Consider the following 21,616-nt stretch of genomic DNA (forward strand, 5'->3'; position numbering starts at 1 on the left):
GACCCCGAAAGCGCCGATCACCGGCGTTAAGCAACAGGAGGAAAGACGATGCCCGAATTTATCTTTGCTTATCACGGCGGCAAGACCCCTGAGAGCCCGGAGGAAGGCGCAAAAGTCATGGCTGCCTGGCAGGCATGGTTTGCTGACATGGGTGAAGCCGTGGTTGTCCCCGGTGCGCCGGTCGGCCCGTCAAAGACCGTCAGCAGCGGAGGTGTCGCCGACGACGGAGGAGCCAATCCACTTTCCGGTTACACAGTCGTAAAGGCCAACGACCATGATGCAGCAACCCAGATGGCTAAGGGATGCCCAATGGTGATTTCCGGACATGGATCGGTTGAAGTGGCCGAAGTCATGGAGATGTAGGTCAGAAAGTCAGGTTGATGACCGGTCGTCACAGAAAATCGGCGGCCGGTCTGATAATCCCGCATTCGAGCCCAAGTCGGCTGTAAATTGGCGCGTTCATAAATTTGCGCGTCGCCGGATGTTGCGCGTCCAGGACGCCAAGACTTACCAGAATTGTGGCAATTGCGCATTCACTGGCACGAGTCGCACCGTCGGCGATTTTCAAGGCAATCCCAATCCGCTTTTCCGGGATAATGGCGGCGAAAACGGCCTCGGCGCCGGTCTTGATGACTGCACGGCCATTCATCGCCCGCATAAGCTCGGTGCAGGCCCGGCCCTCTCCCGCGACGAGGTCGGGGTGCTTGGCCATTGAGGAAACAAGGTTTACAGCGGCGTCGCTCTGCCGGTCTGATCGGTCTGATGCGGAGGCGAACCACGCCATCGCCTTGGCGAAACCCGCAAGTGATGTGGCGAAGTTGGGAGCCGAACAACCGTCGATCCCGTAACCTGGGCTTTCTTCGCCCGTTACCTCTTCGAATGCCGACAGGCACGCCTGTTGTACCGGATGGCCGATATCAATGTATTCCGGTCCCGCACCCATATGCTGTGCCAAGGTCAGAAAGCCGGAGTGTTTGCCCGAACAATTGTTGTGGATCTGGCATGGTTTCTCGTGCGCGCGGATCAGCCGCTCATGTTCTGTGACGTCCGATGGATCCTGAGGTCCGCAGCGGAAGTCGCTCTCTCCAAGCCCAAGATGATCAAGCCAGGCCTTTACTCTGTGGGTATGAATAGCCGCACCAGAATGTGAGGCGCAGGCCAGAGCCAGATGTTCCGAATTCAAACCGAATTTGGCTGCCGCACCTGAGGTCAGCAAGGGCAGCGCTTGGATCATCTTTGCCGACGAACGGGGATAAATTACGGCATTCGGATCGCCCCAGCTGCGCAGTATCTGGCCGGAATCGTTGCAAATCACTGCATGGCCAAGATGCATGCTCTCAAGGAAATCGCCACGCCAGACTTCGACCATCGGCACGGGCTGAGAGGTTGAAACGGACATTACGTGTCTCCGGTTTGTTGGTTCACGGGTGAATACGAGGTTCTTATCTGCCGGCAAAGCGGGCTACCACGAAAAATCCTTGGCGATTTCCTGCCAATCGCTCTTTCGCCCGTGGTGCAAATTGCGATAGTGTGTGTATGTCGGCAAGCGGAAGGCCGCGCAAGACAGATGGGTTGGCAAGACCTGCGGGCGCGCCTTTGTAGTTGAGGTTAAGGACAGTCTAGGAGGCTGGACAAATGGGATCGAAGATCGCCCGCATGTTCGCGGGTTTCTGTGTGGCAGGCATGCTGGCCGGGACATCCGGCCAGGCAATGGCGCAGCAGGCGGAAAGCACCAATCGTGTTGCAGCCAAAACCGACTGGAGCGTTTTTGTAGAGCAGGACCCCAACGAATGTTGGAGCGTTTCCGCACCTAAGGAAACCGTGAATACACGCGACGGGCGGGTTGTCGCTGTGCGGCGCAGCGATATTTTGCTGTTCGTGTTCTTCCGCCCAGGCAATGAAGCGAAAGGCCAGGTCACCTTTACCGGCGGCTATCCCTTTGCTCCGGGTTCAACTGTAAATCTTGACGTGGGTGGCACTCAGTTCGAGCTGTTCACGGAAGGAGAGTGGGCATGGCCGGCGACTGCGTCGGATGACGCAAAGATCATCACGGCAATGAAGCGCGGATCTCAGGCAGTTTTGTCGGCGCGTTCAGCGCGCGGCACGCGTACCAAGGATACTTTTTCGCTGCTGGGGTTCACAGCCGCATTTGACGACGCCGAAAAGCGGTGCAGCAAGTGACCGTAACGGCGTTGACCTGAACGTGTCGTGTGATCGGAGGAAATCATGAGACTGTCGCGCCAATCGCTTTCATTATTCTGCGCCGGATTTCTTTTCTTACCGGCGCAACTTGATGCAGATCCTTCATTGGAATGCAGTGGTGCCGGTTCACAGGTCGAAATCGGGGATTGTGTGGCAGGAATGGAAGCGCAGGTCGAAACGGCGCTGGGCATCGCTTACGAGATTGCGCTCTCCTCAGCCGAAGAACTGGATCAGACAACCGGGCGTGAAACCGCCCGACCAGCGCTTGAGCAGGCGCAAACTGCTTGGTCGGCATATAGGGATGCACAGTGTGAGGCCGTCGGCGCAAGCTTCGGCGGTGGCTCGGGAACAGGGATCGGAATTCGGTCGTGTCGAGTTGAACTGGGGCGCATTCGGGTCGACGCCCTGCTGGGGATGGGCCGCTAATTTCTTACGGATTTTTTCTGACAGCTAGGAATGCAGTCGAAATCTTTTGATCTTTGGCTTCAATCCTATATAGAGGCGCATCCCTCGCCAGAAATGAGTCTCGCCATGTCCGCCAAAACGCCGATCACACAGGATGTTGTCACGATCCCCCGCAAACTGCCGGAGGGAAAGACAAACCTTGTCGGCCTGACGCGCGATCAGCTTCGCTCAGTTCTGATAGAGCACGGCACCCCCGAGAAACAGGCCAAAATGCGGGTAAACCAGATCTGGCAGTGGATCTATCAATGGGGTGTCCGGGATTTTGCCCAGATGACGAATCTTGCCAAGGCGTATCGCGCTCAGTTGGCAGAACACTTTGTGATCGAGATACCCGAGGTGGTAACCCGAACAGTGTCTGAAGATGGCACACGCAAATACCTTGTGCGGATTGCCGGCGGTCACGAGGTCGAGGTCGTCTATATCCCGGAAGAAGATCGCGGCACTTTGTGCATCTCCAGCCAGGTCGGCTGCACGCTCACCTGTTCCTTCTGCCATACCGGCACGCAAAAGCTGGTGCGAAACCTGACCACTGCGGAAATCGTCGGCCAAATCATGATGGCCCGAGACGATCTTGAGGAATGGCCCGTACCGGGAGAGCCCAAGAATGAAACCCGCCGTCTCAGCAATATCGTTCTGATGGGGATGGGCGAACCGCTCTACAATTTTGACAACGTCCGCGATGCAATGAAGATCGCGATGGACCCCGAAGGGATCTCGTTGTCGCGCCGGCGGATCACCTTGTCTACGTCCGGCGTGGTGCCCGAAATTGCCCGCACTGCGGAAGAGATCGGCTGCCTGCTGGCAATTTCCTTCCATGCAACAACGGACGAGACGCGGGATGTTCTGGTTCCGATCAACAAGCGCTGGAATATTGACGAGCTGTTGCAGGCGCTGGCCTCATATCCCAAAGCATCAAATTCGGAACGGATCACCTTTGAGTATGTGATGCTGCAAGGGGTGAACGACAGCGACGAGGACGCGCACCGGCTGATCAAGCTCATCAAGCAGCACAACATTCCCGCCAAAATCAATCTGATTCCGTTCAACGAATGGCCCGGTGCTCCGTACAAGCGCAGTTCGAACAACCGGATCCGGGCCTTTGCGAATATCATCTATCAGGCCGGTTATGCCTCTCCGATCCGGACCCCACGAGGTGAAGACATCATGGCCGCTTGCGGTCAGTTGAAGTCGGCCACCGAGCGTGCCCGCAAATCCCGCAAACAGATCGAGTCCGAAGCCGGGCTCTGATTTTCTTGATGAATTTGGCGGAATGCCGGTTTAGGCTTGCCTTCAAAATCAGAATTTGAAGGTGAGGTATTATCATGTCCCGACGCATCATGTCGGTCGTAGCTCTTCTCATTGGGAATGCGATCGGATTGCTACTAGCGGCTTTGTTGCTGGATGGATTTTCAATAAATCCACTGTCCATGATTATCGTGGTCGCAGTGTTCACTTTGGTTCAGGTCATCGCTGAACCGCTGATTGCAAAGGTCAGCGAAAAGAACGTGCCCGCCCTGAAGGGTGGAATATCGCTGGTGGTGACATTCGTTGGGCTTCTGGTGACAGATCTTGTGACCGATGGGCTGACGATCGGCGGAATATCCAACCTGCTGGCCGCCACTCTGCTAGTCTGGTTGGGGGCCTTGGCCGCAGGAATTCTGCTTCCGATCTTTGTTTTCAAAGAGCTGCGCGAAAACGGCAAGTAATCGTCGCGGAACTAAAGAATGTGGCAGTCCCGGAAACAATACGGGGCTGCTGCCCCGAAATTTCCCAAATTCCGGTTAAATTCGGCCCTGATCAACAGTCAGTTTCCAAATCATCAACAAGTGATTTGAGGGTATGGAAATGTCACAGGCAGATATTGGCGGCGCAGTCATTGACGAGGGTCTTTTGGACCTGCTGCAACAGGAACGGTCCAAAGCGCTGAGCGCGCGCGAGTGGAAATTCCGTCTCGCGGGATTCGGTTATGGCATCAAAGATGTAAACGGGGCCCGTATTGTGACGAAGCTTCCGCAGGGCACCGAAATCGGCGTTTTGCCTTCCAACTTGGGCTGATCTTTTCCGAGTTTGGCTTGGTGCTGGCGCCTAGGCGATGTTTTTGTCTGCTTCGGCGTCTTGGCGTATCAGCTTTTCTCGGACTTGCTCAATCGATTGCGGGCGGACAGCATGGCTTGCCACCGGTGCAGATACATTGTGCAGCGCAATAGCGCCAAGCGGAAGGCATTCGCCGCACGACTTGGCGACTGTATCGGAGACAACGATCGGATGACCTGCTGTCTTTCCGAAATCTCCGAGCCTTGCGGCAATGTTCGCGGCCTGTCCGATGACGGTGAAATCCAGACGGGCCCGGGAACCGACATTGCCGTAGGTTACCCGCCCAAAGTCGATCCCAATCGCACACTCGCAGAAGATGTCCGGTTGACCATGATCAACAAGACTGAGTCGTGCCACGATTTCCTTGGCTGAATCAAGCGCTTGTTTCTGCGCGGCGGAGGCATCTTTGCCTGCAGGAAAGACGGCCAGAACCGCGTCACCGATGAACTTCAGAACCTCGCCGCCATGTGCTTCGACAATGGTGGAGGCAGTTTCAAAGAATGTATTGAGTAGCGCAATATAGTCGCGCCGACCCAGCCGCTCTTCCAGTGCGGTGGATCCGCGAAGATCGCAGAACATGATGGCGGCGTCGATTTCGTCTCCGTCGCCGCGTCTGATTTCGCCCCCCAGAACACGCGCTCCGGTGCGGTGCCCGACATACGTATCCAGCAGAGCCCGCGCGTTCTCCTTTTGGGTGAACACCTCGTAAAAGCGGCCAATGACCGTGGCGCACTCAAAGACCAACCCGAGGTTTTCTGTGGTGAAACCGTTTGGATGATCACTGGTCAGTGTCAGGACGTTGTTGCGGCCGTCGGAGTATGGCAGTGGCATTGCGACATAGTCGGTGGCGCCTTTGGCCCGCAGATCTTCCATGATTGGAAAGCTGTTGTCTGGATGATCGTCGTCAAGCCGTTGCCGAACACCACCCAGCCCGTTGGACACGTGCCTGAGCGGACTGTTCCTGAATGCGGGGTGGTCGTGGATTTCATAGGATGGCGCAAATGTCGAGATTTCTTCCTGATCTTTTTCCCAGATGTAATGCTTGCCCGCGATGAGCGGGTGAAGAGACCAGACAAGAATGCTGAGGCGGGAAATGGCGATGCCGTTCTCCAACATCTTGTCGGCCAGCGCCTTTGTGAACTCCTCGGGTGTTTCGAACCCGGCCGCACCGCGCAGCAGCCAGTCGATCAATGGGCCGCTGATGTTGCCGTCTTCTCCATCCCGCAGCTTGTTAGGGCCAAGATCGATCTTGGTGCAGGCTTTTGGCATGAAACCAATATGGCCTTCGATCCCGGTGCTCTCTGGCAGAGCATTTTCATAGGCCCAGACCGAATTTGACAGCCGCCTGTCTCCGACAACGATATCGCGATAAGAAGCTGTTCCCTTGAAAGGGCAGAATGTCTGCAACGCGGTTGGATCGCTGAGAGGCACCATGACGTCCTCTGGTGGGAAGTAAATCGTCGGCGGCAAACGCGTTTCATACATCACCTTGGCGCGGGTGCTGGACGCAAGTTGCACGCCGTCATGGTATACGGTGACCCGACCCTCCAGCGGTTGGATGTCGATCCCGTAGCCTTTGCTTTGAGAGGCGATCTGGACGTTCATCAATTTCCCTCCCATTGGTCCTGGCTATTAGGATGGGTTCGATCAGGAGCGATTCCTAGGGTCCGCGCAGGAAATTTACCGATTGGGAACTCGCCTAAGTCGGTCAAATCATTTCGATGACGTCCTTTTCGATGGCAAGCCGATAACCGCGTTTTGAAATGGTCTGCACCAGAAGCGCACTGACAATCTGGTTGCCGAGCGCATCGCGCAACCGTTTAATGCGCGTGGCACCGGCGGCTTCGTCGCAATCGGCTGCGTTGCGCCCGGATATGACGGCCTCGATCTCGGCCCCCGAAAGAACGTCGTCATCCAGCCGCGCCTCGGCGAGAACCGAAAGAGTTTCCATCGCCGCTGCGGTTAGCTTGAAGTCCATGTTGTTCAGATAAACGGTGTTGTCTTCCCGGCTGACCAGCAGAGACGTCACCTGAATTCCCGATCGTTCTATCTGAGCCATCCGGCGGTTCAGGCCTGCCAGCATGACAAGGAAGACCAGCGCAGCCACCAAAAGAGCCGTGGCAAAGACCAGAAGCACAAAGATCACGACGCGGTAACTGGCCAATGTATCAGAAAAGGCGGTTCCCGATTGGGCTAGGATTTCCAGCAGTTTGATTTCTGCCTGTGCGGTCAGATCATTTTCGACAAAAACCCGCTCTACCCGGGCGTTGAACGCATTCGCGTCCGGCAATGTCAGCAGCAGAATGGTGCCGGTTGTGGCCAGGATCACCACAATGGCCGCAAGACCAAAGCCGACGAGGCGGGTGCCTGATCGGCGCGTCTCAGAAACGGAGATAGTAGGGGCCGGCATCGCTTTTCCTCTCCTCCAGCCCTTCGGGGCCAAAGACGCTGATGACATTGAGCAGGGTCCAGCCTGCACTGAGCAACCTGGTTTTGATCTCTTCCAGTGCTTCCGGCTTGGAGCAACCTTGGCTTAGCTGCATGACCCCATAGTGCAGTTTCAGAGGGTTGTCCTGCTTGGCTTTGTAATCGGCAAAGCACTGCGCAGCCGCGGGCGTCCACGCGACCGACAACAGAACGGGCAGGGCAAGTTTCAGAGTAGTCTGTCTCATGTCAGCATCCTGCGCGCTAGTCTGCTGTTATTCAATAACAGCAGGGCCTTGCGCATCCTGCTATCCGATAACAGTGGCGCGATATTGCTTGTCTGCCTGTTGGCGACCCAGCTTTGTGACAACCCAGCGGGCCAACCGGTCCGCCAGGAACAGACACAAACCGCTCAGGAAAGGATTAGCCGGATGCACCGCAAATTCATCGCCCTCATCGTCTCTCTGGCAATGGCAGTAACCGGGATGTCGATTGTGGCCGCGCCCGCGCAGGCAGACCAAGACGTCGCCAAGATCATCGCAGGCCTGACCGCGCTTGCGCTGATCGGGGTTGCCATTGATCGCCACAATCACCGCAAGGATCAAGTCACCAGCCACAGTGTTCAGCCCGCCACACCCCCACGGGGTCAAGGGACCCGAGGCAACAGGGTGCAGCCTCGGCCGCTCCCCGACCGGGTCGCCCGGTATGCCCTGCCGCGCCATTGCCTGCGCACGGGTCCGGGCGGGCAGGCGGTTTTGTCCCGGCGCTGTCTGCAAAGAAGCTATGGCTATGCCGGGACGCTTCCCAAGTCATGCCGCGTGCGTCACTGGGACAGGGAAAGAACCCGCAAAGGGTATTCTGTCCAGTGCCTGAAAAACCGCGGCTACCGCCTGACCCGGCACTAAGACCGGGCGGGCAGCGGCGGTGCGGGTCGGTTTTGGCTTGCACCGCCGCGCATTTCGGGCAAATCCAGTTGATCATGGAGATGCCCGATTTCAGACTTGAGACAGACCTGCATCAGCGGGGATTTCTGCGCATCGCGGGTGTTGATGAGGTGGGCCGCGGTCCATTGGCAGGACCGGTGACTGCAGCGGCCGTGATTTTGGACCCTCATGTGATCCCGAATGGGCTGAACGACTCGAAGAAGCTGACCGAAAAACGGCGCGTTCACTTAGAGCAGAAATTGCGCGAGACCGCGCAAGTGGCCGTGGCCGATGCGTCAGTCGAGGAAATCGACGAATACAACATACTGCGGGCGTCGCATCGCGCGATGGTGCGGGCCGTCGCGGCATTGGATCCACAGCCCGACATGGTGCTGATCGACGGCAACATGATTCCTCATGGTCTCAATCTTCCGGCACAACCTGTGATCAAGGGTGATACCAAATCAGTGTCCATTGCGGCGGCCTCGATTGTGGCCAAAATATGGCGCGATCGGGTGATGGTGGATTTGGCGCAACAGCATCCGGGATATGGCTGGGAAACCAACAAGGGTTATCCGTCAAAAGAACACAGACAGGCGCTTCGAAATCTTGGTGTTACCCCACACCATAGACGTTCGTTCAAGCCGGTACACAATATCTTGTATCAAGAATAATTCGTAACACGCTGATTCAAAAAAGAATTTGACCATGAATCAGGTTTGACTCATCCTTGTCTCAACCAAATGAGCGCAAAAGCGCCGTGGAACCTGAGGCAGTGAAATGACGACAACCAAGACCAAGAGCGCAACCGCGCTCCCATTGAACACGATTCTATCTGGCGACTGCATCGAGGCGATGAACAGTCTGCCCGAGGCGTCGGTTGATCTGATATTCGCTGATCCGCCCTATAACCTGCAGCTCAAAGGACAGCTGCACCGGCCGGACAACAGCCAAGTTGACGCGGTGGACGATCACTGGGATCAGTTTTCCAGCTTTGCCGTTTACGATCAGTTCACCCGTGAGTGGTTGAAGGCGGCGCATCGCTTGCTGAAGCCAAACGGGGCGATCTGGGTCATCGGCTCGTATCACAACATTTTCCGAGTAGGCAGCGCTCTGCAGGACGCCGGATACTGGATTCTGAATGATGTGGTTTGGCGAAAGTCGAACCCGATGCCGAACTTCCGTGGCAAGCGGTTTACAAACGCCCATGAAACGATGATCTGGGCCTCCAAGCGTGAAGGGGCAAAATATACCTTCAACTACGAGGCCCTGAAAGCCCTGAACGAAGGCGTTCAGATGCGTTCGGATTGGGTTCTGCCAATATGCACCGGCCACGAGCGGCTCAAGGATGCCAACGGAGACAAAGCCCACCCGACACAAAAGCCCGAGTCCCTTCTGCATCGCATTCTTGTCGGGTCAACCAATCCCGGGGATGTTGTTCTGGACCCATTCTTTGGCACCGGAACCACCGGCGCTGTCGCCAAGATGCTGGGCCGCGAGTTTATCGGCATCGAGCGGGAGGAAGCCTATCGCAAGGTGGCAGCCGAGCGCATCGCCAAGGTTCGGAAATTCGATCGCGAAGCCCTGCAGGTCAGCGCCTCGAAACGCGCAGAGCCGCGGGTTCCCTTCGGTCAGCTTGTCGAGCGAGGCATGCTGCGCCCGGGCGAGGAGCTCTATTCCATGAACCGCCGTCACAAGGCCAAAGTTCGTGCAGACGGCACGTTGGTTGGCGACAATATCAAAGGTTCAATTCATCAGGTTGGCGCTCATCTGGAGAATGCCCCAAGCTGCAATGGCTGGACCTACTGGTGTTTCAAACGCGACGGCAAGACCGTTCCCATCGATGTGCTGCGACAACAGATTCGCGCCGAGATGCAGGGATAATCCAAATACGAAATTATCAGTTACCGCCGGTGCCTGTGGCCTGACACATGGCACTATACCTGCCCCGCCTTTCTGGCGGGGCTTTTTTTGACTGCTCTTCGAACCGCTTTTTCTGGTGGCAGGGAGAGCTCTCTTTTCGCTGTTGCCTCACTGGGCAGTCTGGCAGACTCCGACGGAACCGAAATCCCGCCGAAGGGACCCGCTTATGTCTGATGTCAGCGAAACTGCACCGCTACGCCGGAACTTCTGGCTGACCCAACCGGATGATCTGCACGAAAATGCGAACCAGTACACAGTAGCGGCGCTGGAAAGGCACAAGCGCGAAGGCCTGGAATTGGCGGTCAAGGCGCGCTGGATCGCCCTTGGCCTTACAGCGGTTCTGCTGGTCTTCCTGAACCAAAGCGCCGAAGTCCTGTATTACCACGGGATTCTTGCCCTTTTGTGCCTAAATGGGTGGTTCATCCGCCGGGTCGGGCGAGTCGGTCAGTCCAGGATCGAGCTGGTTCTGATCTTTCTGGATCTCGGCATTATGACGATCGGAATGGTTGCACCTAACCCATTCAGCACGTCGGAAATGCCGCTCGCAATGCAGTATCGCTTTGAGAACTTTCTCTACTTCTTCATTATTCTTGCGGCCGGAACCATGGCCTATTCCTGGCGTACCGTGATCGCTATCGGTAGTTGGACCGCGGGGATGTGGTTGGTCGGTGCCGTGTCTGTCTGGTATTTTGCAGTGCCTGTTCCGGGGTTAAGCGAGGCAGCTTCTCAGGCATTCTCAGGTTTCCCGCGTGTGCTGGATCTCATGGATCCCAATGATGTGCAGGCGGATCTGCGGGTACAGGAAATGGTCGTTTTCATGATGGTCGCAGTTACGCTTGGGTATTCCGCGCGCCGCTTCAATGCCCTGCTGCTGTCCAACGCGGGTCTCGAGCGGGAGCGCGCCAATCTTTCCCGCTATTTCTCACCGAACGTGGTTGATCAGCTGAGCCAGAATGACGAGCCGCTCAAGCAAATCCGAAAGCAGGATGTGGCCGTTCTGTTCATCGATATCGTTGGTTTCACGCAATTTGCAGACAGGCACAGCCCCGAGGAAGTGGTGGATCTGCTGCGCAGTTTTCACGCCCGTATGGAAGCCGAGGTGTTCCGGCACGGTGGGACTCTGGACAAATACCTGGGTGATGGGTTGATGGCGACCTTTGGCACCCCAGTTTCTGGCGATCGCGACGCATCAGATGCTTTGACCTGCGCAAGGGCGATGCTCGACAGTATGGACCAATGGAATGCAGAGCGCAGCCAAGAGGGCAACCCTGAAATCAGTATCGGGATCGGGGTCCACTTTGGTCAAGCCGTTCTGGGGGATATCGGCGCAAACCGGCTTGAGTTCGCGGTTATTGGAACATCGGTCAACGTAGCGGCGCGACTTGAGGCTCTAACCCGGCCTCTTGGTGCGCGGCTGATCATCAGCGACAGACTCAGAGATAGGGTTTTGCAAGAGGAGCCCGAAGCCGACACCGCGCTTGAGCCCCTGAAATGTCTGCACGGTCAGGAAATCCGAGGAATTAGCGAACCAATGACAGTCTGGATGTTGCAGTAGGCCCGGCCTGTTTCTCAGCTTTCAACGAGGCATCGGGTTGTTCGCACGGTTGTAAGGTTTCCAATCGGCAATCTCAGGGTAATACAGCCGCCGCCAGTGTCGAACCCGCGGGTTCATCACTCGACGCCAGAGCGGCGGTATCATCGCCGCAACTGTCATGACGGGATATCCGTATGGCAACTGCGGGGCTTCGTCTTCTGCATGGTTCTGCAAAAGGGGAAAGCGACGGTTTGGCTTGTAATGGTGGTCCGAGTGGCGCTGGAGGTTGATCAGCAACCAATTGGACGCCTTATGCGCCGCATTCCACGAGTGGTGCGGTTTGACATGCTCATATTTCCCTTTGCCCAAATGCTTTCGGGTCAGGCCGTAGTGTTCGACATAGTTGACCAACTCCAGTTGCCAGATCGCAACGCTTGCCTGCATCAGAAAGAGGCCCAGGCCAACCCACCCGCCCAGCACAAGCGCCAGCAGAAGCATTACGCCCTGCAAGAACCAGTACCGAAAAAACGGATTGGAGAAATCGGTCCAGGGAAGTTCTTTTCGGGCCAGTAGGTTCTTTTCGGCCGCGAAGGAAGAGGTCAGGCTCTCTCGCAGCACGCGTGGATAAAACCGATGGAAGCCTTCGTTATAGCGCGCCGTTACCGGATCACGCGGCGTTCCGACATATCGGTGATGCACCAAAAGATGCTCCGATCGGAAATGAGAATAGAGCACCATGGCAAGAAGTATATCTCCAAGCCAGCGTTCCCGTTTTCCCTTTTGATGCATCAACTCGTGGCTGTAGTTGATGCCCACGGTTCCGGTTGCGATTCCGACACCGAAGAACAGAGCCAGTTTTTCGATTGTGGACAGATGATCGCTGTCCGAAACGAACCAGATCAACCCGAACAGGGTCAGGAATTGCAAAGGCGCCCAAAGCTGCGTCAGTGCGATGTACCACCCCAGATCCTCGTCATCGATCTGCGGGTCGGCGTTGTTCACATTCAGCCCCAGCATTCGGTCCAGAATGGCAAAGGCCCACCAAGTTGAGAGCGGCACCAGAACCAATGTCCAGCCGCCTTGTAGCGCTGCATACCAGATCAGCGGGATCAGTAGGAACGAACACCAGAATGGTGCGGCGCTTTGCCAGCGCGCAAGGGTACTCGCAGTCAATGTCGTACCAGTGAGGGGTTCGGGGCTATGCATCCCGGCCTCCATGTTCTGCTCTGGCGCAACAGTAGACCCACCGCACAGGTAAACCCAAGTGGGTTATCGGTCGCGCACCAGATCATGCGCCTTGCGCATCACAGTCGGCAGGTCCGAGGGGCGGAAATCGTGGCGGGGAATGATCTGGTAGCTGACGGGAACCTGTTCCGCGTCAATTCTTGCCAGCCGTAGTTTTAGGATCAGGTCGAAATGCGTGAAAGTATGGCGAACCTCGCCGGGGAAGTCTCGCCAATCTGCGTCAAAGGGCGGAGTGTCTGACAACGTCTCCCCCCAGTCGGGTCCGGGCCAGCCGAGCATCCCGCCCAACAGGCCCTTGTCAGGACGCCGTTCGAGGATCCAGCCGCCCTCGGTTGTGCGGGCCAGATAAGCGATACCGTATCTTGTGGGCTTGGGTTTCTTCGGGGATTTCTTGGGCAGATCCGCAGCTGTTCCAGCAAGACGCGCGACGCAGTCCGGGCGCAAGGGGCAGATCCCGCAGGCTGGGGATTTCGGCGTGCAGACCGTCGCGCCCAGATCCATCACGGCCTGTGCATAGTCCCCCGGTCGAGTGGCAGGGGTCAGAGCCTCGGCATGAGCGCGCAGCAGCGGCTTTGATCTCGGTAGCGGATCGTGCAGATCAAAAAGTCGCGCCATTACCCGTTCTACATTGCCGTCCAGAACCGTTTCCTGCCGGTCGAACGCGATGGCCGAGATCGCGGCGGCGGTATAAGGGCCGATTCCCGGCAGATCGATCAACCCGGAATAGGTGTCAGGAAAACGGCCATCCAGATCAAAGGCAACAACGCGTGCACATTTTAATAGGTTTCGAGCCCGCGCATAATATCCAAGCCCGGCCCATGCGGCCATCACATCGGCATCACTCGATCGGGCCAGATCCCTGACAGTTGGCCATCGGGATGTGAATTGATGAAAGTAGTTTTTTACAGCAGCCACGGTTGTTTGCTGCAGCATCACTTCGGAAAGCCAGACTCGATAGGGATCGGGCGTGATGCCTGATTTTCGCTGGGCGGGGCCGACACGCCACGGCATCACCCGTGCGTGGTGGTCGTACCATTCCAGCAGCTCGGCAGGGATCCGCCTCACGTCCTGATCACGCAAACTTTAAGCCCCCCTGCCTTTCGGTTTCGCTGGCGCGTCGCTTTCTTCCGTCTACAATAGCGCGCGGAGGTTCGGAAACCATTCATGTCACAAACCAGACCACGCAGACGTTCCACAACCCGCGGGTTCAAGCGAACTTCTTCGCTGCTGACCGAGCAGATCCGTAAGGCGGGCGAAAGCCGGGGCTTCGCAGTTTCGCGGTTGTTGACACATTGGACCGAGATCGCCGGACAGGACATCGCCGCCATCGCGCGTCCGGTCAATGTGGGATACGGCAAAGGTGGGTTCGGCGCGACGCTGACGGTGCTGACCACCGGAGCGAATGCACCGATACTCGAGATGCAGAAAGAGCGTCTGCGCGAACGGGTCAATGCTGTATATGGCTACAATGCGATCAGCCGCATCCGGATCACTCAAACTGCACCAACTGGTTTTTCCGAAGGGCAGGCCGTTTTCGCCCAGAAGTCAGAGGAACCGAAACAGACCTTTTCTCCCGAAACCGAAGCGGAAGCCGCCAGAACCGCCAGCACCGTGGAAAACGACGATCTGCGTGTCGCGTTGGAACGTTTGGGGCGCAATGTCCTATCCAAGAACAAAACCTGAAAGAGAGTAATACATGACCCGAATGCGTAACCTTCTTTATGCCGTACTCGCGATTGCGCTAGGCGGATTTCTGACTGTCGGCCTGCCCGGCAGCCCGATACCTTACGCCGCGGCCGAAGAGGTCAAAGAGGCGGATTCGACCGCAATAGTCGAAATGGTGCTTGGTGATGAAAACGCCCCTGTCGAGATTATTGAATACGCTTCATTCACCTGCCCGCATTGCGCTAGTTTTCATCAGGGGCCGTTCAAACAACTCAAGAAGGACTTCATTGATACCGGCAAGGTGAAGTTCGTGTATCGCGAAGTTTATTTCGATCGTTTCGGACTTTGGGCTTCGATGATCGCCCGGTGTGCGGGCCCCGAGAAGTTCTTTGGAATGACAGAACTGATCTACAACGATCAAGCCAACTGGTCGGGGGCCGGTGGACCCGGCGAGATCGCCAATGAGCTTCGCAAGATCGGTCGCCTTGCCGGACTTGACGATGAACAACTCGAAGCCTGCCTGATGGATGCCGACAATGCGCAGGCTCTGGTGACCTGGTATCAGGAGAACGCCGAAGAACACGGCATTCAGGGAACGCCCAGTTTCATCGTAAACGGTGAGAAGGTCGAGAACCAGGCCTATGACAAGTTCAAAGCGCTGATCGAAGCCGAGCTGGGAAGCTGATCTGGCGCGTCACGGCAAAGCGAACAGAACCGTTTGGGCCGGCCCTTGTGGCCGGCCTTGTCTTTATTTGGGCAAGGTGGTGTCGCGGTGAGGCCGTTGGTGTCACGGTGCAGGAGCGACTTCCAGTAACATGCTGTGCAGCGTCTCAGCGTTTTCAATCTGCAACCGCACCGGCAGGGTAATGACCTTACTGCGGAAACCTGCGGGCAGCCGCACGGCGTCTTTCTCGGTTGTTACAAGCTGGGCACCCAGCATTTTGGCTTCGCCATCCAGCCGATTCATGAGCGCAGGAGTCAGCGGCTGATGGTCGTCCAGCGCCTCTGCCCGGATGACGTCAGCGCCCTGTTCGCGAAGTGTGTCAAAGAACTTTGCCGGATTTCCGATGCCGGCAAAGGCCAGAGCGCGCGTGCCTGACCAGTCCATGCCGGTTTGTAACGGTTCCAGCGCGCCGCGAAGATGTGGCACCGGGATGTCTTTGGCCCAACGTGCCGAAAAGCCCAATTGCGCTGAAACTGTACCAATGGATAAAACGGCATCTGCACGCAACATACCGGCAGTGACAGGTTCGCGCAGCGGACCGGCCGGCAGGCAGAGCCCGTTGCCAAATCCTTGCTTGGCATCCACCACGACCAACGAGAAATCCTTGGCTACTCCGGGATTCTGAAACCCGTCATCAAGCACGATCACCGTGGCACCAAAATCGGCGGCGGCCTGAACTCCGTCCGCACGATTCTTGGCCACCCAGACTTCGGCAAACGCTGCCAACAGCAACGGTTCATCTCCGACCTGCGTTGCCTTATGGCGCGCTGGGTCGACCCGAACCGGGCCTTCCACGGAACCACCATAGCCACGGGACACCACATGCGGTTCGTGCCCTGCATCGCGGAGGGCTTCGACCAGCCAGATTGCAGTGGGTGTCTTGCCGGTGCCGCCGACATTGATGTTGCCAACGCAGATAACGGGAACAGACGCGCGGAAGCCGTCCTCTTGCGCTACTCTGCGCGCTGTCGCCTTTGCATAGAAGACGCCTAATGGTTTGAGAACACGCGCTTGCCAATTCGGTCGGGCGGGATCCGAGAACCAGAATTCAGGTGCCCGCATGATTGACCTCCGCCAGATCCAACTTGTCCTGAACAAGGTCCAGCAACCGGTCCGTCAGATGCGCGCCCTCAGTGATGAGTTTCCAACCAGCAAGCGCCATCTCTGCGGCATTGTCTGGGGCGATCAGGCGCACCACGCTCGCGCCGAGTTCGTCCGCATCCCTGACGACGCGGGCCGCGCCGACCTGCGACAGGCGGGCATAAGTATCCATGTGATCACCAATGTGTGGACCATATAGCAATGCAGAGCCAAGCGCGATCGCTTCCATCGGATTGCGACCACCTGTTCCCTTAACAAGCGAGCTCGCCATAAAACTCAACGGTGCGACGCGGTACCACAAACCCAGCGCTGCCGGATCGCCGGACACGAGAACCTGAGTGCTGTCCTGAATCTCGTCTCCCTCGTCCCAATCCGCATGGCGCAATCGAGACTTGTCGAGCTGGGCGTTCATTTCAGGCAAGTCCCGGGGGTCGTCCAGCATCAGAACCAGCAAAAGCCGATGGGCCAGTCTGAGGGCGCTCCGGTGGGCCTGCAGGATTGTCTCGAATTCCTTCGGAGAGGCGTAGGCCGCCAGCCAGACTGGCCTGCTTGCCAGCGCTTCGTTGAGCTCGTGTAGGGCATCCTCGGAGCAAGGTGACGGATTGGCTCCGCTTCGAAGGGGAGCCGACAGGGAGATCCTGTTTTCCGAAATACCGGCGCGGCGAAGATAGTGAGCAGAGTTTTCACTTTCGACGAGAACCGTGTCGAAACACTGCAATGTGCTGCGGACCAGATCCGGAAGCCAGCGTTTCCTGTTCAGGCCGGGATCGTCTGCGGAAAAATCCAGCAGAAGCATGGGCACGTTGCGTTCAGAGGCCTGCGATATCAGGTTCGGTCGCAAATCGCCTCCGGACCAAATGCAGAGATCGGGACGCCAATGATTCAGAAAGGCCCGGGCGCTTCCGGGATGATCAGGGCCAATCGGGAGCGCCTCGGACGTTGCCGTTTCTGCCGGGCAAGTATGCAGCACATGTATCCCGGGCCGCATTTGCTGCAATCGGTCGCAAAGCTCCTGAAGAGCGTCAAACCGGGCGCGAGTATCGGAATGAACCCAAACCAGTTCTCCCGAGGGGCGCGGTGGGCGCGGGCCTGCACTGTGTTGCGGTTTGCGCCATGACAGGGCGCGGTAGGCCGCAAGACTGAGCGAGCGGCCCATGACTTCAACCCAGCTCTTCGGTGGCCGAAGTTTCAGCCTTTTCGTCGCGCAAACGGTGAATATGGGCGATGAAGTAGCGCATATGCGCGTTGTCTACCGTGCGCTGAGCTTCGGCCTTCCAGGCGTCATAGGCTGACTGGTAATCCGGGAACATGCCAACGATATGGATATCATCGACATCCTTGAACACACTGCGCGTTGGATCGAGAAGCTCTCCGCCAAAGACCAGATGAAGGCGTTGGGTCATGGTCATTCCTTCCGGGATGCATCAGGGCTGCGCGTTCGCCGGCACCCTAAGCCATTCCTTTCTGAGGTCAAGAATTGCCGCCGACTGTCCTGCTAGTGCGGAGCGATTCCGCTGCTGTCGGGGTCCAGTGCGTTCTTTATCTGTCGGTGGATCTGTGGGCCGGCCGCGATGACCCCTTCGACCTTGGGATGAGGGTTGTTGAACCGTAAGGGCTGACCGTGTCGGTCAGTGGACCACCCGCCTGCCTCTCGCAGGATCAGGTCTCCGGCTGCGATATCCCATTCCCAACTCGGACGGAGGGTCAGCATCCCGTCGAACCGCCCTTGCGCCACCAGTGCCATGCGATAGGCAAGTGACGGTCGATAGGTGCGTTCAAACTGCGGGGCTTCGCGGTTCAACCAGTGTCTGGGCTCCAGGTTGGGTCGTGCCGCAAGGATTTGTGACGCGCCGAGTTCTCCGGTTTGCGAGACATGGATCGACTCATCATTCAACCTTGCGCCTTTACCTCTGGCGGCGGCAAAGAGCATGTCGCGTTGCGGCAGGTAGACCACGGCGGCAGTGACCACTCCATGTTCCGCAATGGCCAAAGAGTGTGCCCAAGTTCGCGATCCGTCCGCAAAGCTTCGCGTTCCATCAATGGGATCAATAATGAAAACCCGTTCGCGTTCCAGCCGTTCTGCGGTGTCTTCGGTTTCCTCCGAAAGCCAGCCGTAATCGGGTCGGGCGGAGGGAAGCTCGGCCTCGAGCATCTCGTTGACCGCGAGATCGGCCTCTGTGACAGGGCCTGCTCCGTCGGGTTTATCCCACCGCTGCGCCTCGCCCCCGACAAAACGAGTGGCGATTTTTCCGGCGGCGCGGGCTGCGTCTATCAGCAGTTCCAGATCATGCGCCGGCAAGGGTCATGCCTTCGATCAGCAGCGAGGGGACAACGCGGGACAAATAGCGACGAGCGTCATTTGCCGGGATAATCCGAGCCAGCATCTCCCGAAGGTTGCCGGCCACAGTGCATTCATTGACCGGGTAGGCGATTTCGCCGTTTTCCACCCAGAACCCGGATGCCCCGCGAGAATAGTCCCCGGTATTGGGGTTGATGGTCGCCCCGATCATTGACGTCACCAAAAGACCGGTGCCCATGTCCCGAAGCAGGTCGGCACGGGTTTTCTCTCCCTGAGAGAGTTCGAGGTTCCAGTTGCTCGGTGACGGCGGCGAAGACACGCCTCGTGCGGCATTTCCAGTGGATTCCAATCCCAGTTTGCGCGCACTGGACAGATCCATTGTCCATCCCATCAGCCTGCCATCCTCGGCAATCGCACGGTGACGCGTGGGCAATCCTTCGGCGTCAAAGGGGCGCGATCCTGAAATACGCGGGCGGTGTGGATCTTCGATCAGGGACATGCCCTGAGGCAAAACCTGCTCGCCCAGAGAGTCCTTCAGCCAAGAGGAGCCGCGTGCCACCGCTGCACCGTTGGACGCAGCCAGAAGATGCCCGACAAGAGAAGATGACACACGTTCATCGAACAGAACAGGATAGCTCCCGGTTTCCGGTTTGCGGGCATTCAGCAGGGCGACGGTGCGTTCACCGGCGGTGCGACCAATTTCTTCGGGGCTGCGCAGATCGCTTTGCCACGCTCGGCTGTCGCCGTCATAATCTCGCTCCATACCGGTTCCAGTGCCGGCAATGGCCACGCAGGATGTGGATCGCTGAGTGCGACCGTATCCTCCCGAAAATCCGTTGGTTGCGGCCAGATGGACTTCGTGCCGGCCATAGCTGGCAGAAGCGTCGGAGACCTGCGTGACACCCTTGACTGCCAGTGCGGCGGCTTCGGCCGCCAGTGCATCCGACTGGAGCGCCCCGGGAGAGGGCTCTTCAGACGCATCCACGAGATCCAGCGTCTCGATGTTCCACCCGGCACTCAACTGCGTAGTATCCGCCAGCCCGGCATAGGGGTCTTCAGGCGCTTCGCGTGCCATTGCGACAGCGCGTTCGGCCATTGCTGTCAGGGTTTCTGCCCGGCTGTCGGACGAGGACACGATCGAGCTCTGTCGTCCCATGAAGACCCGCAGGCCAAGATCGGTTGCCTCGGCGCGTTCAGCATGTTCCAGCGCGCCCGCGCGCACGTCGACAGAGATCGAGCTGCCTTCGATCACGATGGCGTCGGCGGCATCGGCACCGGCCATCCGCGCGGCATCGAGAAGGGCGTGGCTGATCTCTTCCGGGGATCGGGTCATGGGTGCTCCGCTGTTATCGGCTGTCCGAAAGGAGGTAGCCTCGCGTCCCTGTTTGCGCAAGTCCGGTAAGAAAAAGGGCCGCCGAAATCGGCGGCCCTTAGGTGTTATTGGACGCGGATCACTTGATGCGCTGGCCGTTGGCGAGAATCTGACCGTCGCCTGTGATCTCGATCTTGGAGGTCAGCGTGTCCGGTTCCTCGCCCGGCACGCCTAGCATTCCCATCATCATCCGCGCGCCCATCGCATCAGAATCCGACATCATTCCCATGCCGATCAGCTTGTCGATCAGGGAATTGGCACCCGCCAGTTTCAGGTTCGCCACGCCGGTCGGAGCCGGGACGCCGTCGAACGAGGTCAGGTCGCTGTTGTCGAAGGTGAAGTCGCCGGTGCCGGTCAGTGTCGCGCCCACCAGCGATACAAGCAGATTGTTGATGCTCAACGCGTTCAATTCGCCCGGGTTCGCGCCGGAGTCTTCCATCATCGCCGCGTCCGCCGGGTTCATAAGGTCGAACAGAACGGTTGCCTTGCCGCTCAGATCAAGCAAGACGCTGGCCGGGTCTCGTGGTAGTGCCTGTGACGGATCAAAAATGCCCCAGATCATGTCCGACATCGTGAAATCGGATACGTTGACTGCGAGCGAAAAGTCCTGTGGTTCTTCGGACTTCGCGGTAGGCATATCCAGCTTGAAGCCCATTGCGGCTGCGGCCATGTCGACAGGGAAGGGCAGTTCATTGCTGGTTGCCGAGATAGCTACACCGCTTTGCGATACGTCGTAACCCAAATGGCCGTTGTCCATCGACACGCCCAGCTTACCGCCGGTCGAGGTGCTGTTGTACCCGAACTCCTCGCCGTTTCCTGTACCCTGAAGCGCGCTTGAACCACCCGCATAGGTAAAGGCTCCGTCAAAGCTGAAACCGGACGAGAACAGCTCATCGACTTTGGATGGGTCAAGGTTGATCGGGATCATACCGGTACCGGAAAAGGCAAGCCCGTCGATCTTGCCATTCGCTTCGATGCGCGCATCGGTTTCGGGGTTTCCAAACTTTGCATCGTAAGTCACGGCATCCGCGGACATAGTTTGATTGTAGTCGCGCATTTCGCCCAGTTTCATCTGGGTGGTAGTTGCGACATTTGCGATCCGTACGTTCAGATGCGCCAAGTCTGACGGAACCGGTGTCCCTTCGGCTGTTACCGAATCCAGCGAGACAGCGATTTCGCTTGCGGAATAGTCATATGTGATATCGTCGGGAGAGCCGGATGCCGTCAGGGCCGCGCCGCTGTGTGAATAGCCGACTTCGACAGTAATCAGCTCGCCTTCTTCGACTTCGAGATCAATCAACAGCGGCATACGATCGGGAAACGTGATCGACACGGTGCCGTCAGCTTTTCCGGCCAGTGTCAGTTCCTCGGCCTCAAACCTGACCGAACCTTCCTCCTCGGGGATGTCCATGTTGGCAACAAAATTGCGAATCGTGAGTGTGTCGCCGGATGTGCTTTCATCCCCAGTGATTTCGTAGCCGACACTGGCTAGGTATGCGCGCCAGTCGGACCAGACATCATTGGCCGACAGGTCAGCCCAAGCGGTTTGCGTTGCCAGCCCATAGGCCAGAACTGCACCGCAGGTGCGCGCGAAAGTAACAGACATAGGAGAACCCTTCTCGATCAAATTTCGCGCACATCGTCT

General features: G+C 57.7%; 24 protein-coding genes. 12 read left to right on the plus strand and 12 right to left on the minus strand.

All coding sequences use genetic code 11. The features are described 5' to 3' along the window. Positions 1-48: 48 nt before the first annotated feature. Positions 49-363, plus strand: a complete 315-nt coding sequence (locus ACP15U_RS06645; protein WP_425044363.1) for a YciI family protein — start codon at positions 49-51, stop codon at positions 361-363. Positions 364-391: 28 nt separating this feature from the next. Here ACP15U_RS06645 and ACP15U_RS06650 read toward each other — a convergent pair whose 3' ends face one another. After that, positions 392-1,399 carry an asparaginase gene (locus ACP15U_RS06650; RefSeq protein WP_425044364.1) on the minus strand — a complete coding sequence of 336 codons (1,008 nt, stop codon included), beginning with the start codon at positions 1,397-1,399 and terminating at the stop codon, positions 392-394. A 236-nt stretch (positions 1,400-1,635) separates the two neighbouring features. On the opposite strand from ACP15U_RS06650, the gene ACP15U_RS06655 reads away from it, so the two are divergent. From ACP15U_RS06655 to ACP15U_RS06675, 5 genes are all read left to right on the plus strand, one after another. Beyond that, positions 1,636-2,181, plus strand: coding sequence for an invasion associated locus B family protein (locus tag ACP15U_RS06655; RefSeq protein ID WP_425044365.1), 546 nt, complete (start codon positions 1,636-1,638; stop codon positions 2,179-2,181). 45 nt (positions 2,182-2,226) lie between these two features. Further along, the gene (locus tag ACP15U_RS06660) at positions 2,227-2,628 is read left to right on the plus strand and encodes a lysozyme inhibitor LprI family protein (RefSeq protein ID WP_425044366.1); all 402 of its coding nucleotides are present in this window, start codon (positions 2,227-2,229) and stop codon (positions 2,626-2,628) included. Between the two features lie 105 nt (positions 2,629-2,733). Continuing rightward, complete coding sequence (rlmN, locus tag ACP15U_RS06665) at positions 2,734-3,915, plus strand: 23S rRNA (adenine(2503)-C(2))-methyltransferase RlmN (protein ID WP_425044367.1); 1,182 nt, start codon at positions 2,734-2,736, stop codon at positions 3,913-3,915. Between the two features lie 74 nt (positions 3,916-3,989). Further along, the gene (locus tag ACP15U_RS06670) at positions 3,990-4,373 is read left to right on the plus strand and encodes a hypothetical protein (RefSeq protein WP_425044368.1); all 384 of its coding nucleotides are present in this window, start codon (positions 3,990-3,992) and stop codon (positions 4,371-4,373) included. A 139-nt stretch (positions 4,374-4,512) separates the two neighbouring features. Further along, the gene (locus tag ACP15U_RS06675) at positions 4,513-4,722 is read left to right on the plus strand and encodes a hypothetical protein (protein ID WP_425044369.1); all 210 of its coding nucleotides are present in this window, start codon (positions 4,513-4,515) and stop codon (positions 4,720-4,722) included. Between the two features lie 30 nt (positions 4,723-4,752). On the opposite strand, the gene ACP15U_RS06680 is transcribed toward ACP15U_RS06675, so the two are convergent. The 3 genes from ACP15U_RS06680 to ACP15U_RS06690 form a co-directional block, all read right to left on the minus strand. Continuing rightward, positions 4,753-6,366 (minus strand): DUF427 domain-containing protein, encoded by a 1,614-nt coding sequence (locus ACP15U_RS06680; protein WP_425044370.1) that lies wholly within the window; start codon positions 6,364-6,366, stop codon positions 4,753-4,755. A 103-nt stretch (positions 6,367-6,469) separates the two neighbouring features. Further along, complete coding sequence (locus ACP15U_RS06685) at positions 6,470-7,171, minus strand: winged helix-turn-helix domain-containing protein (protein ID WP_425044371.1); 702 nt, start codon at positions 7,169-7,171, stop codon at positions 6,470-6,472. Next, complete coding sequence (locus tag ACP15U_RS06690; RefSeq protein WP_425044372.1) at positions 7,143-7,433, minus strand: hypothetical protein; 291 nt, start codon at positions 7,431-7,433, stop codon at positions 7,143-7,145. The genes ACP15U_RS06685 and ACP15U_RS06690 overlap by 29 nt, the downstream gene beginning before the upstream one ends. A 183-nt stretch (positions 7,434-7,616) precedes the next feature. On the opposite strand from ACP15U_RS06690, the gene ACP15U_RS06695 reads away from it, so the two are divergent. From ACP15U_RS06695 to ACP15U_RS06710, 4 genes are all read left to right on the plus strand, one after another. Beyond that, positions 7,617-8,090 carry a hypothetical protein gene (locus ACP15U_RS06695; protein ID WP_425044373.1) on the plus strand — a complete coding sequence of 158 codons (474 nt, stop codon included), beginning with the start codon at positions 7,617-7,619 and terminating at the stop codon, positions 8,088-8,090. 74 nt (positions 8,091-8,164) lie between these two features. Continuing rightward, on the plus strand, positions 8,165-8,782 hold the full coding sequence (locus ACP15U_RS06700) for a ribonuclease HII (RefSeq protein ID WP_425044665.1): 618 nt from the start codon (positions 8,165-8,167) through the stop codon (positions 8,780-8,782). A gap of 106 nt (positions 8,783-8,888) precedes the next feature. Further along, positions 8,889-9,992 carry a site-specific DNA-methyltransferase gene (locus ACP15U_RS06705; RefSeq protein WP_425044374.1) on the plus strand — a complete coding sequence of 368 codons (1,104 nt, stop codon included), beginning with the start codon at positions 8,889-8,891 and terminating at the stop codon, positions 9,990-9,992. Between the two features lie 205 nt (positions 9,993-10,197). Beyond that, a complete protein-coding gene (locus ACP15U_RS06710) occupies positions 10,198-11,586 on the plus strand; it encodes an adenylate/guanylate cyclase domain-containing protein (protein WP_425044375.1) in 1,389 nt (462 codons plus the stop codon). Positions 11,587-11,607: 21 nt separating this feature from the next. Here the strand turns inward: ACP15U_RS06710 and ACP15U_RS06715 are convergent, their stop codons facing one another. After that, positions 11,608-12,771 (minus strand): alkane 1-monooxygenase, encoded by a 1,164-nt coding sequence (locus tag ACP15U_RS06715; protein ID WP_425044376.1) that lies wholly within the window; start codon positions 12,769-12,771, stop codon positions 11,608-11,610. 63 nt (positions 12,772-12,834) lie between these two features. Continuing rightward, entirely contained in the window at positions 12,835-13,890 is a 1,056-nt protein-coding gene (locus ACP15U_RS06720) for an A/G-specific adenine glycosylase (protein WP_425044377.1), read from the minus strand. Between the two features lie 84 nt (positions 13,891-13,974). On the opposite strand from ACP15U_RS06720, the gene ACP15U_RS06725 reads away from it, so the two are divergent. Together ACP15U_RS06725 and ACP15U_RS06730 are read left to right on the plus strand one after the other, a co-directional pair. Further along, positions 13,975-14,493, plus strand: coding sequence for a DUF721 domain-containing protein (locus ACP15U_RS06725; protein WP_425044378.1), 519 nt, complete (start codon positions 13,975-13,977; stop codon positions 14,491-14,493). A gap of 13 nt (positions 14,494-14,506) precedes the next feature. Then, a complete protein-coding gene (locus tag ACP15U_RS06730) occupies positions 14,507-15,160 on the plus strand; it encodes a DsbA family protein (protein ID WP_425044379.1) in 654 nt (217 codons plus the stop codon). 102 nt (positions 15,161-15,262) lie between these two features. Here the strand turns inward: ACP15U_RS06730 and lpxK are convergent, their stop codons facing one another. The 6 genes from lpxK to ACP15U_RS06760 form a co-directional block, all read right to left on the minus strand. Beyond that, positions 15,263-16,261: a tetraacyldisaccharide 4'-kinase gene (gene lpxK, locus ACP15U_RS06735; protein ID WP_425044380.1), complete on the minus strand. Its 999-nt coding sequence runs from the start codon at positions 16,259-16,261 to the stop codon at positions 15,263-15,265. Next, positions 16,248-17,456: a 3-deoxy-D-manno-octulosonic acid transferase gene (locus ACP15U_RS06740; protein ID WP_425044381.1), complete on the minus strand. Its 1,209-nt coding sequence runs from the start codon at positions 17,454-17,456 to the stop codon at positions 16,248-16,250. The genes lpxK and ACP15U_RS06740 overlap by 14 nt, the downstream gene beginning before the upstream one ends. 4 nt (positions 17,457-17,460) lie before the next feature. Further along, a complete protein-coding gene (locus ACP15U_RS06745; protein ID WP_425044382.1) occupies positions 17,461-17,703 on the minus strand; it encodes a DUF4170 domain-containing protein in 243 nt (80 codons plus the stop codon). 92 nt (positions 17,704-17,795) lie between these two features. Beyond that, entirely contained in the window at positions 17,796-18,599 is an 804-nt protein-coding gene (locus ACP15U_RS06750) for an inositol monophosphatase family protein (RefSeq protein WP_425044383.1), read from the minus strand. Next, positions 18,586-19,932, minus strand: a complete 1,347-nt coding sequence (locus tag ACP15U_RS06755) for a TldD/PmbA family protein (protein ID WP_425044384.1) — start codon at positions 19,930-19,932, stop codon at positions 18,586-18,588. Before ACP15U_RS06755 ends, ACP15U_RS06750 begins: the two co-directional genes overlap by 14 nt. A gap of 118 nt (positions 19,933-20,050) precedes the next feature. After that, on the minus strand, positions 20,051-21,577 hold the full coding sequence (locus ACP15U_RS06760; protein WP_425044385.1) for a DUF2125 domain-containing protein: 1,527 nt from the start codon (positions 21,575-21,577) through the stop codon (positions 20,051-20,053). Positions 21,578-21,616: the final 39 nt, after the last annotated feature.

Source organism: Primorskyibacter sp. S87, from assembly GCF_049801055.1.
Classification (GTDB): Bacteria; Pseudomonadota; Alphaproteobacteria; order Rhodobacterales; family Rhodobacteraceae; genus JBNAGF01.

Bases quoted from the DNA above. Each gene is read 5' to 3' on its own strand.
- ACP15U_RS06680 (WP_425044370.1), bottom strand. From the start codon at position 6,366: ATGAACGTCCAGATCGCCTCTCAAAGCAAAGGCTACGGGATCGACATC.
- ACP15U_RS06715 (WP_425044376.1), bottom strand. From the start codon at position 12,771: ATGCATAGCCCCGAACCCCTCACTGGTACGACATTGACTGCGAGTACC.
- ACP15U_RS06700 (WP_425044665.1), top strand. From the start codon at position 8,165: ATGGAGATGCCCGATTTCAGACTTGAGACAGACCTGCATCAGCGGGGA.
- ACP15U_RS06650 (WP_425044364.1), bottom strand. From the start codon at position 1,399: ATGTCCGTTTCAACCTCTCAGCCCGTGCCGATGGTCGAAGTCTGGCGT.
- lpxK (WP_425044380.1), bottom strand. From the start codon at position 16,261: ATGCGGGCACCTGAATTCTGGTTCTCGGATCCCGCCCGACCGAATTGG.
- ACP15U_RS06645 (WP_425044363.1), top strand. From the start codon at position 49: ATGCCCGAATTTATCTTTGCTTATCACGGCGGCAAGACCCCTGAGAGC.
- ACP15U_RS06730 (WP_425044379.1), top strand. From the start codon at position 14,507: ATGACCCGAATGCGTAACCTTCTTTATGCCGTACTCGCGATTGCGCTA.
- ACP15U_RS06710 (WP_425044375.1), top strand. From the start codon at position 10,198: ATGTCTGATGTCAGCGAAACTGCACCGCTACGCCGGAACTTCTGGCTG.
- ACP15U_RS06740 (WP_425044381.1), bottom strand. From the start codon at position 17,456: ATGGGCCGCTCGCTCAGTCTTGCGGCCTACCGCGCCCTGTCATGGCGC.
- ACP15U_RS06705 (WP_425044374.1), top strand. From the start codon at position 8,889: ATGACGACAACCAAGACCAAGAGCGCAACCGCGCTCCCATTGAACACG.
- ACP15U_RS06670 (WP_425044368.1), top strand. From the start codon at position 3,990: ATGTCCCGACGCATCATGTCGGTCGTAGCTCTTCTCATTGGGAATGCG.
- ACP15U_RS06660 (WP_425044366.1), top strand. From the start codon at position 2,227: ATGAGACTGTCGCGCCAATCGCTTTCATTATTCTGCGCCGGATTTCTT.
- ACP15U_RS06685 (WP_425044371.1), bottom strand. From the start codon at position 7,171: ATGCCGGCCCCTACTATCTCCGTTTCTGAGACGCGCCGATCAGGCACC.
- ACP15U_RS06745 (WP_425044382.1), bottom strand. From the start codon at position 17,703: ATGACCCAACGCCTTCATCTGGTCTTTGGCGGAGAGCTTCTCGATCCA.
- rlmN (WP_425044367.1), top strand. From the start codon at position 2,734: ATGTCCGCCAAAACGCCGATCACACAGGATGTTGTCACGATCCCCCGC.
- ACP15U_RS06755 (WP_425044384.1), bottom strand. From the start codon at position 19,932: ATGACCCGATCCCCGGAAGAGATCAGCCACGCCCTTCTCGATGCCGCG.
- ACP15U_RS06725 (WP_425044378.1), top strand. From the start codon at position 13,975: ATGTCACAAACCAGACCACGCAGACGTTCCACAACCCGCGGGTTCAAG.
- ACP15U_RS06690 (WP_425044372.1), bottom strand. From the start codon at position 7,433: ATGAGACAGACTACTCTGAAACTTGCCCTGCCCGTTCTGTTGTCGGTC.
- ACP15U_RS06695 (WP_425044373.1), top strand. From the start codon at position 7,617: ATGCACCGCAAATTCATCGCCCTCATCGTCTCTCTGGCAATGGCAGTA.
- ACP15U_RS06760 (WP_425044385.1), bottom strand. From the start codon at position 21,577: ATGTCTGTTACTTTCGCGCGCACCTGCGGTGCAGTTCTGGCCTATGGG.
- ACP15U_RS06675 (WP_425044369.1), top strand. From the start codon at position 4,513: ATGTCACAGGCAGATATTGGCGGCGCAGTCATTGACGAGGGTCTTTTG.
- ACP15U_RS06655 (WP_425044365.1), top strand. From the start codon at position 1,636: ATGGGATCGAAGATCGCCCGCATGTTCGCGGGTTTCTGTGTGGCAGGC.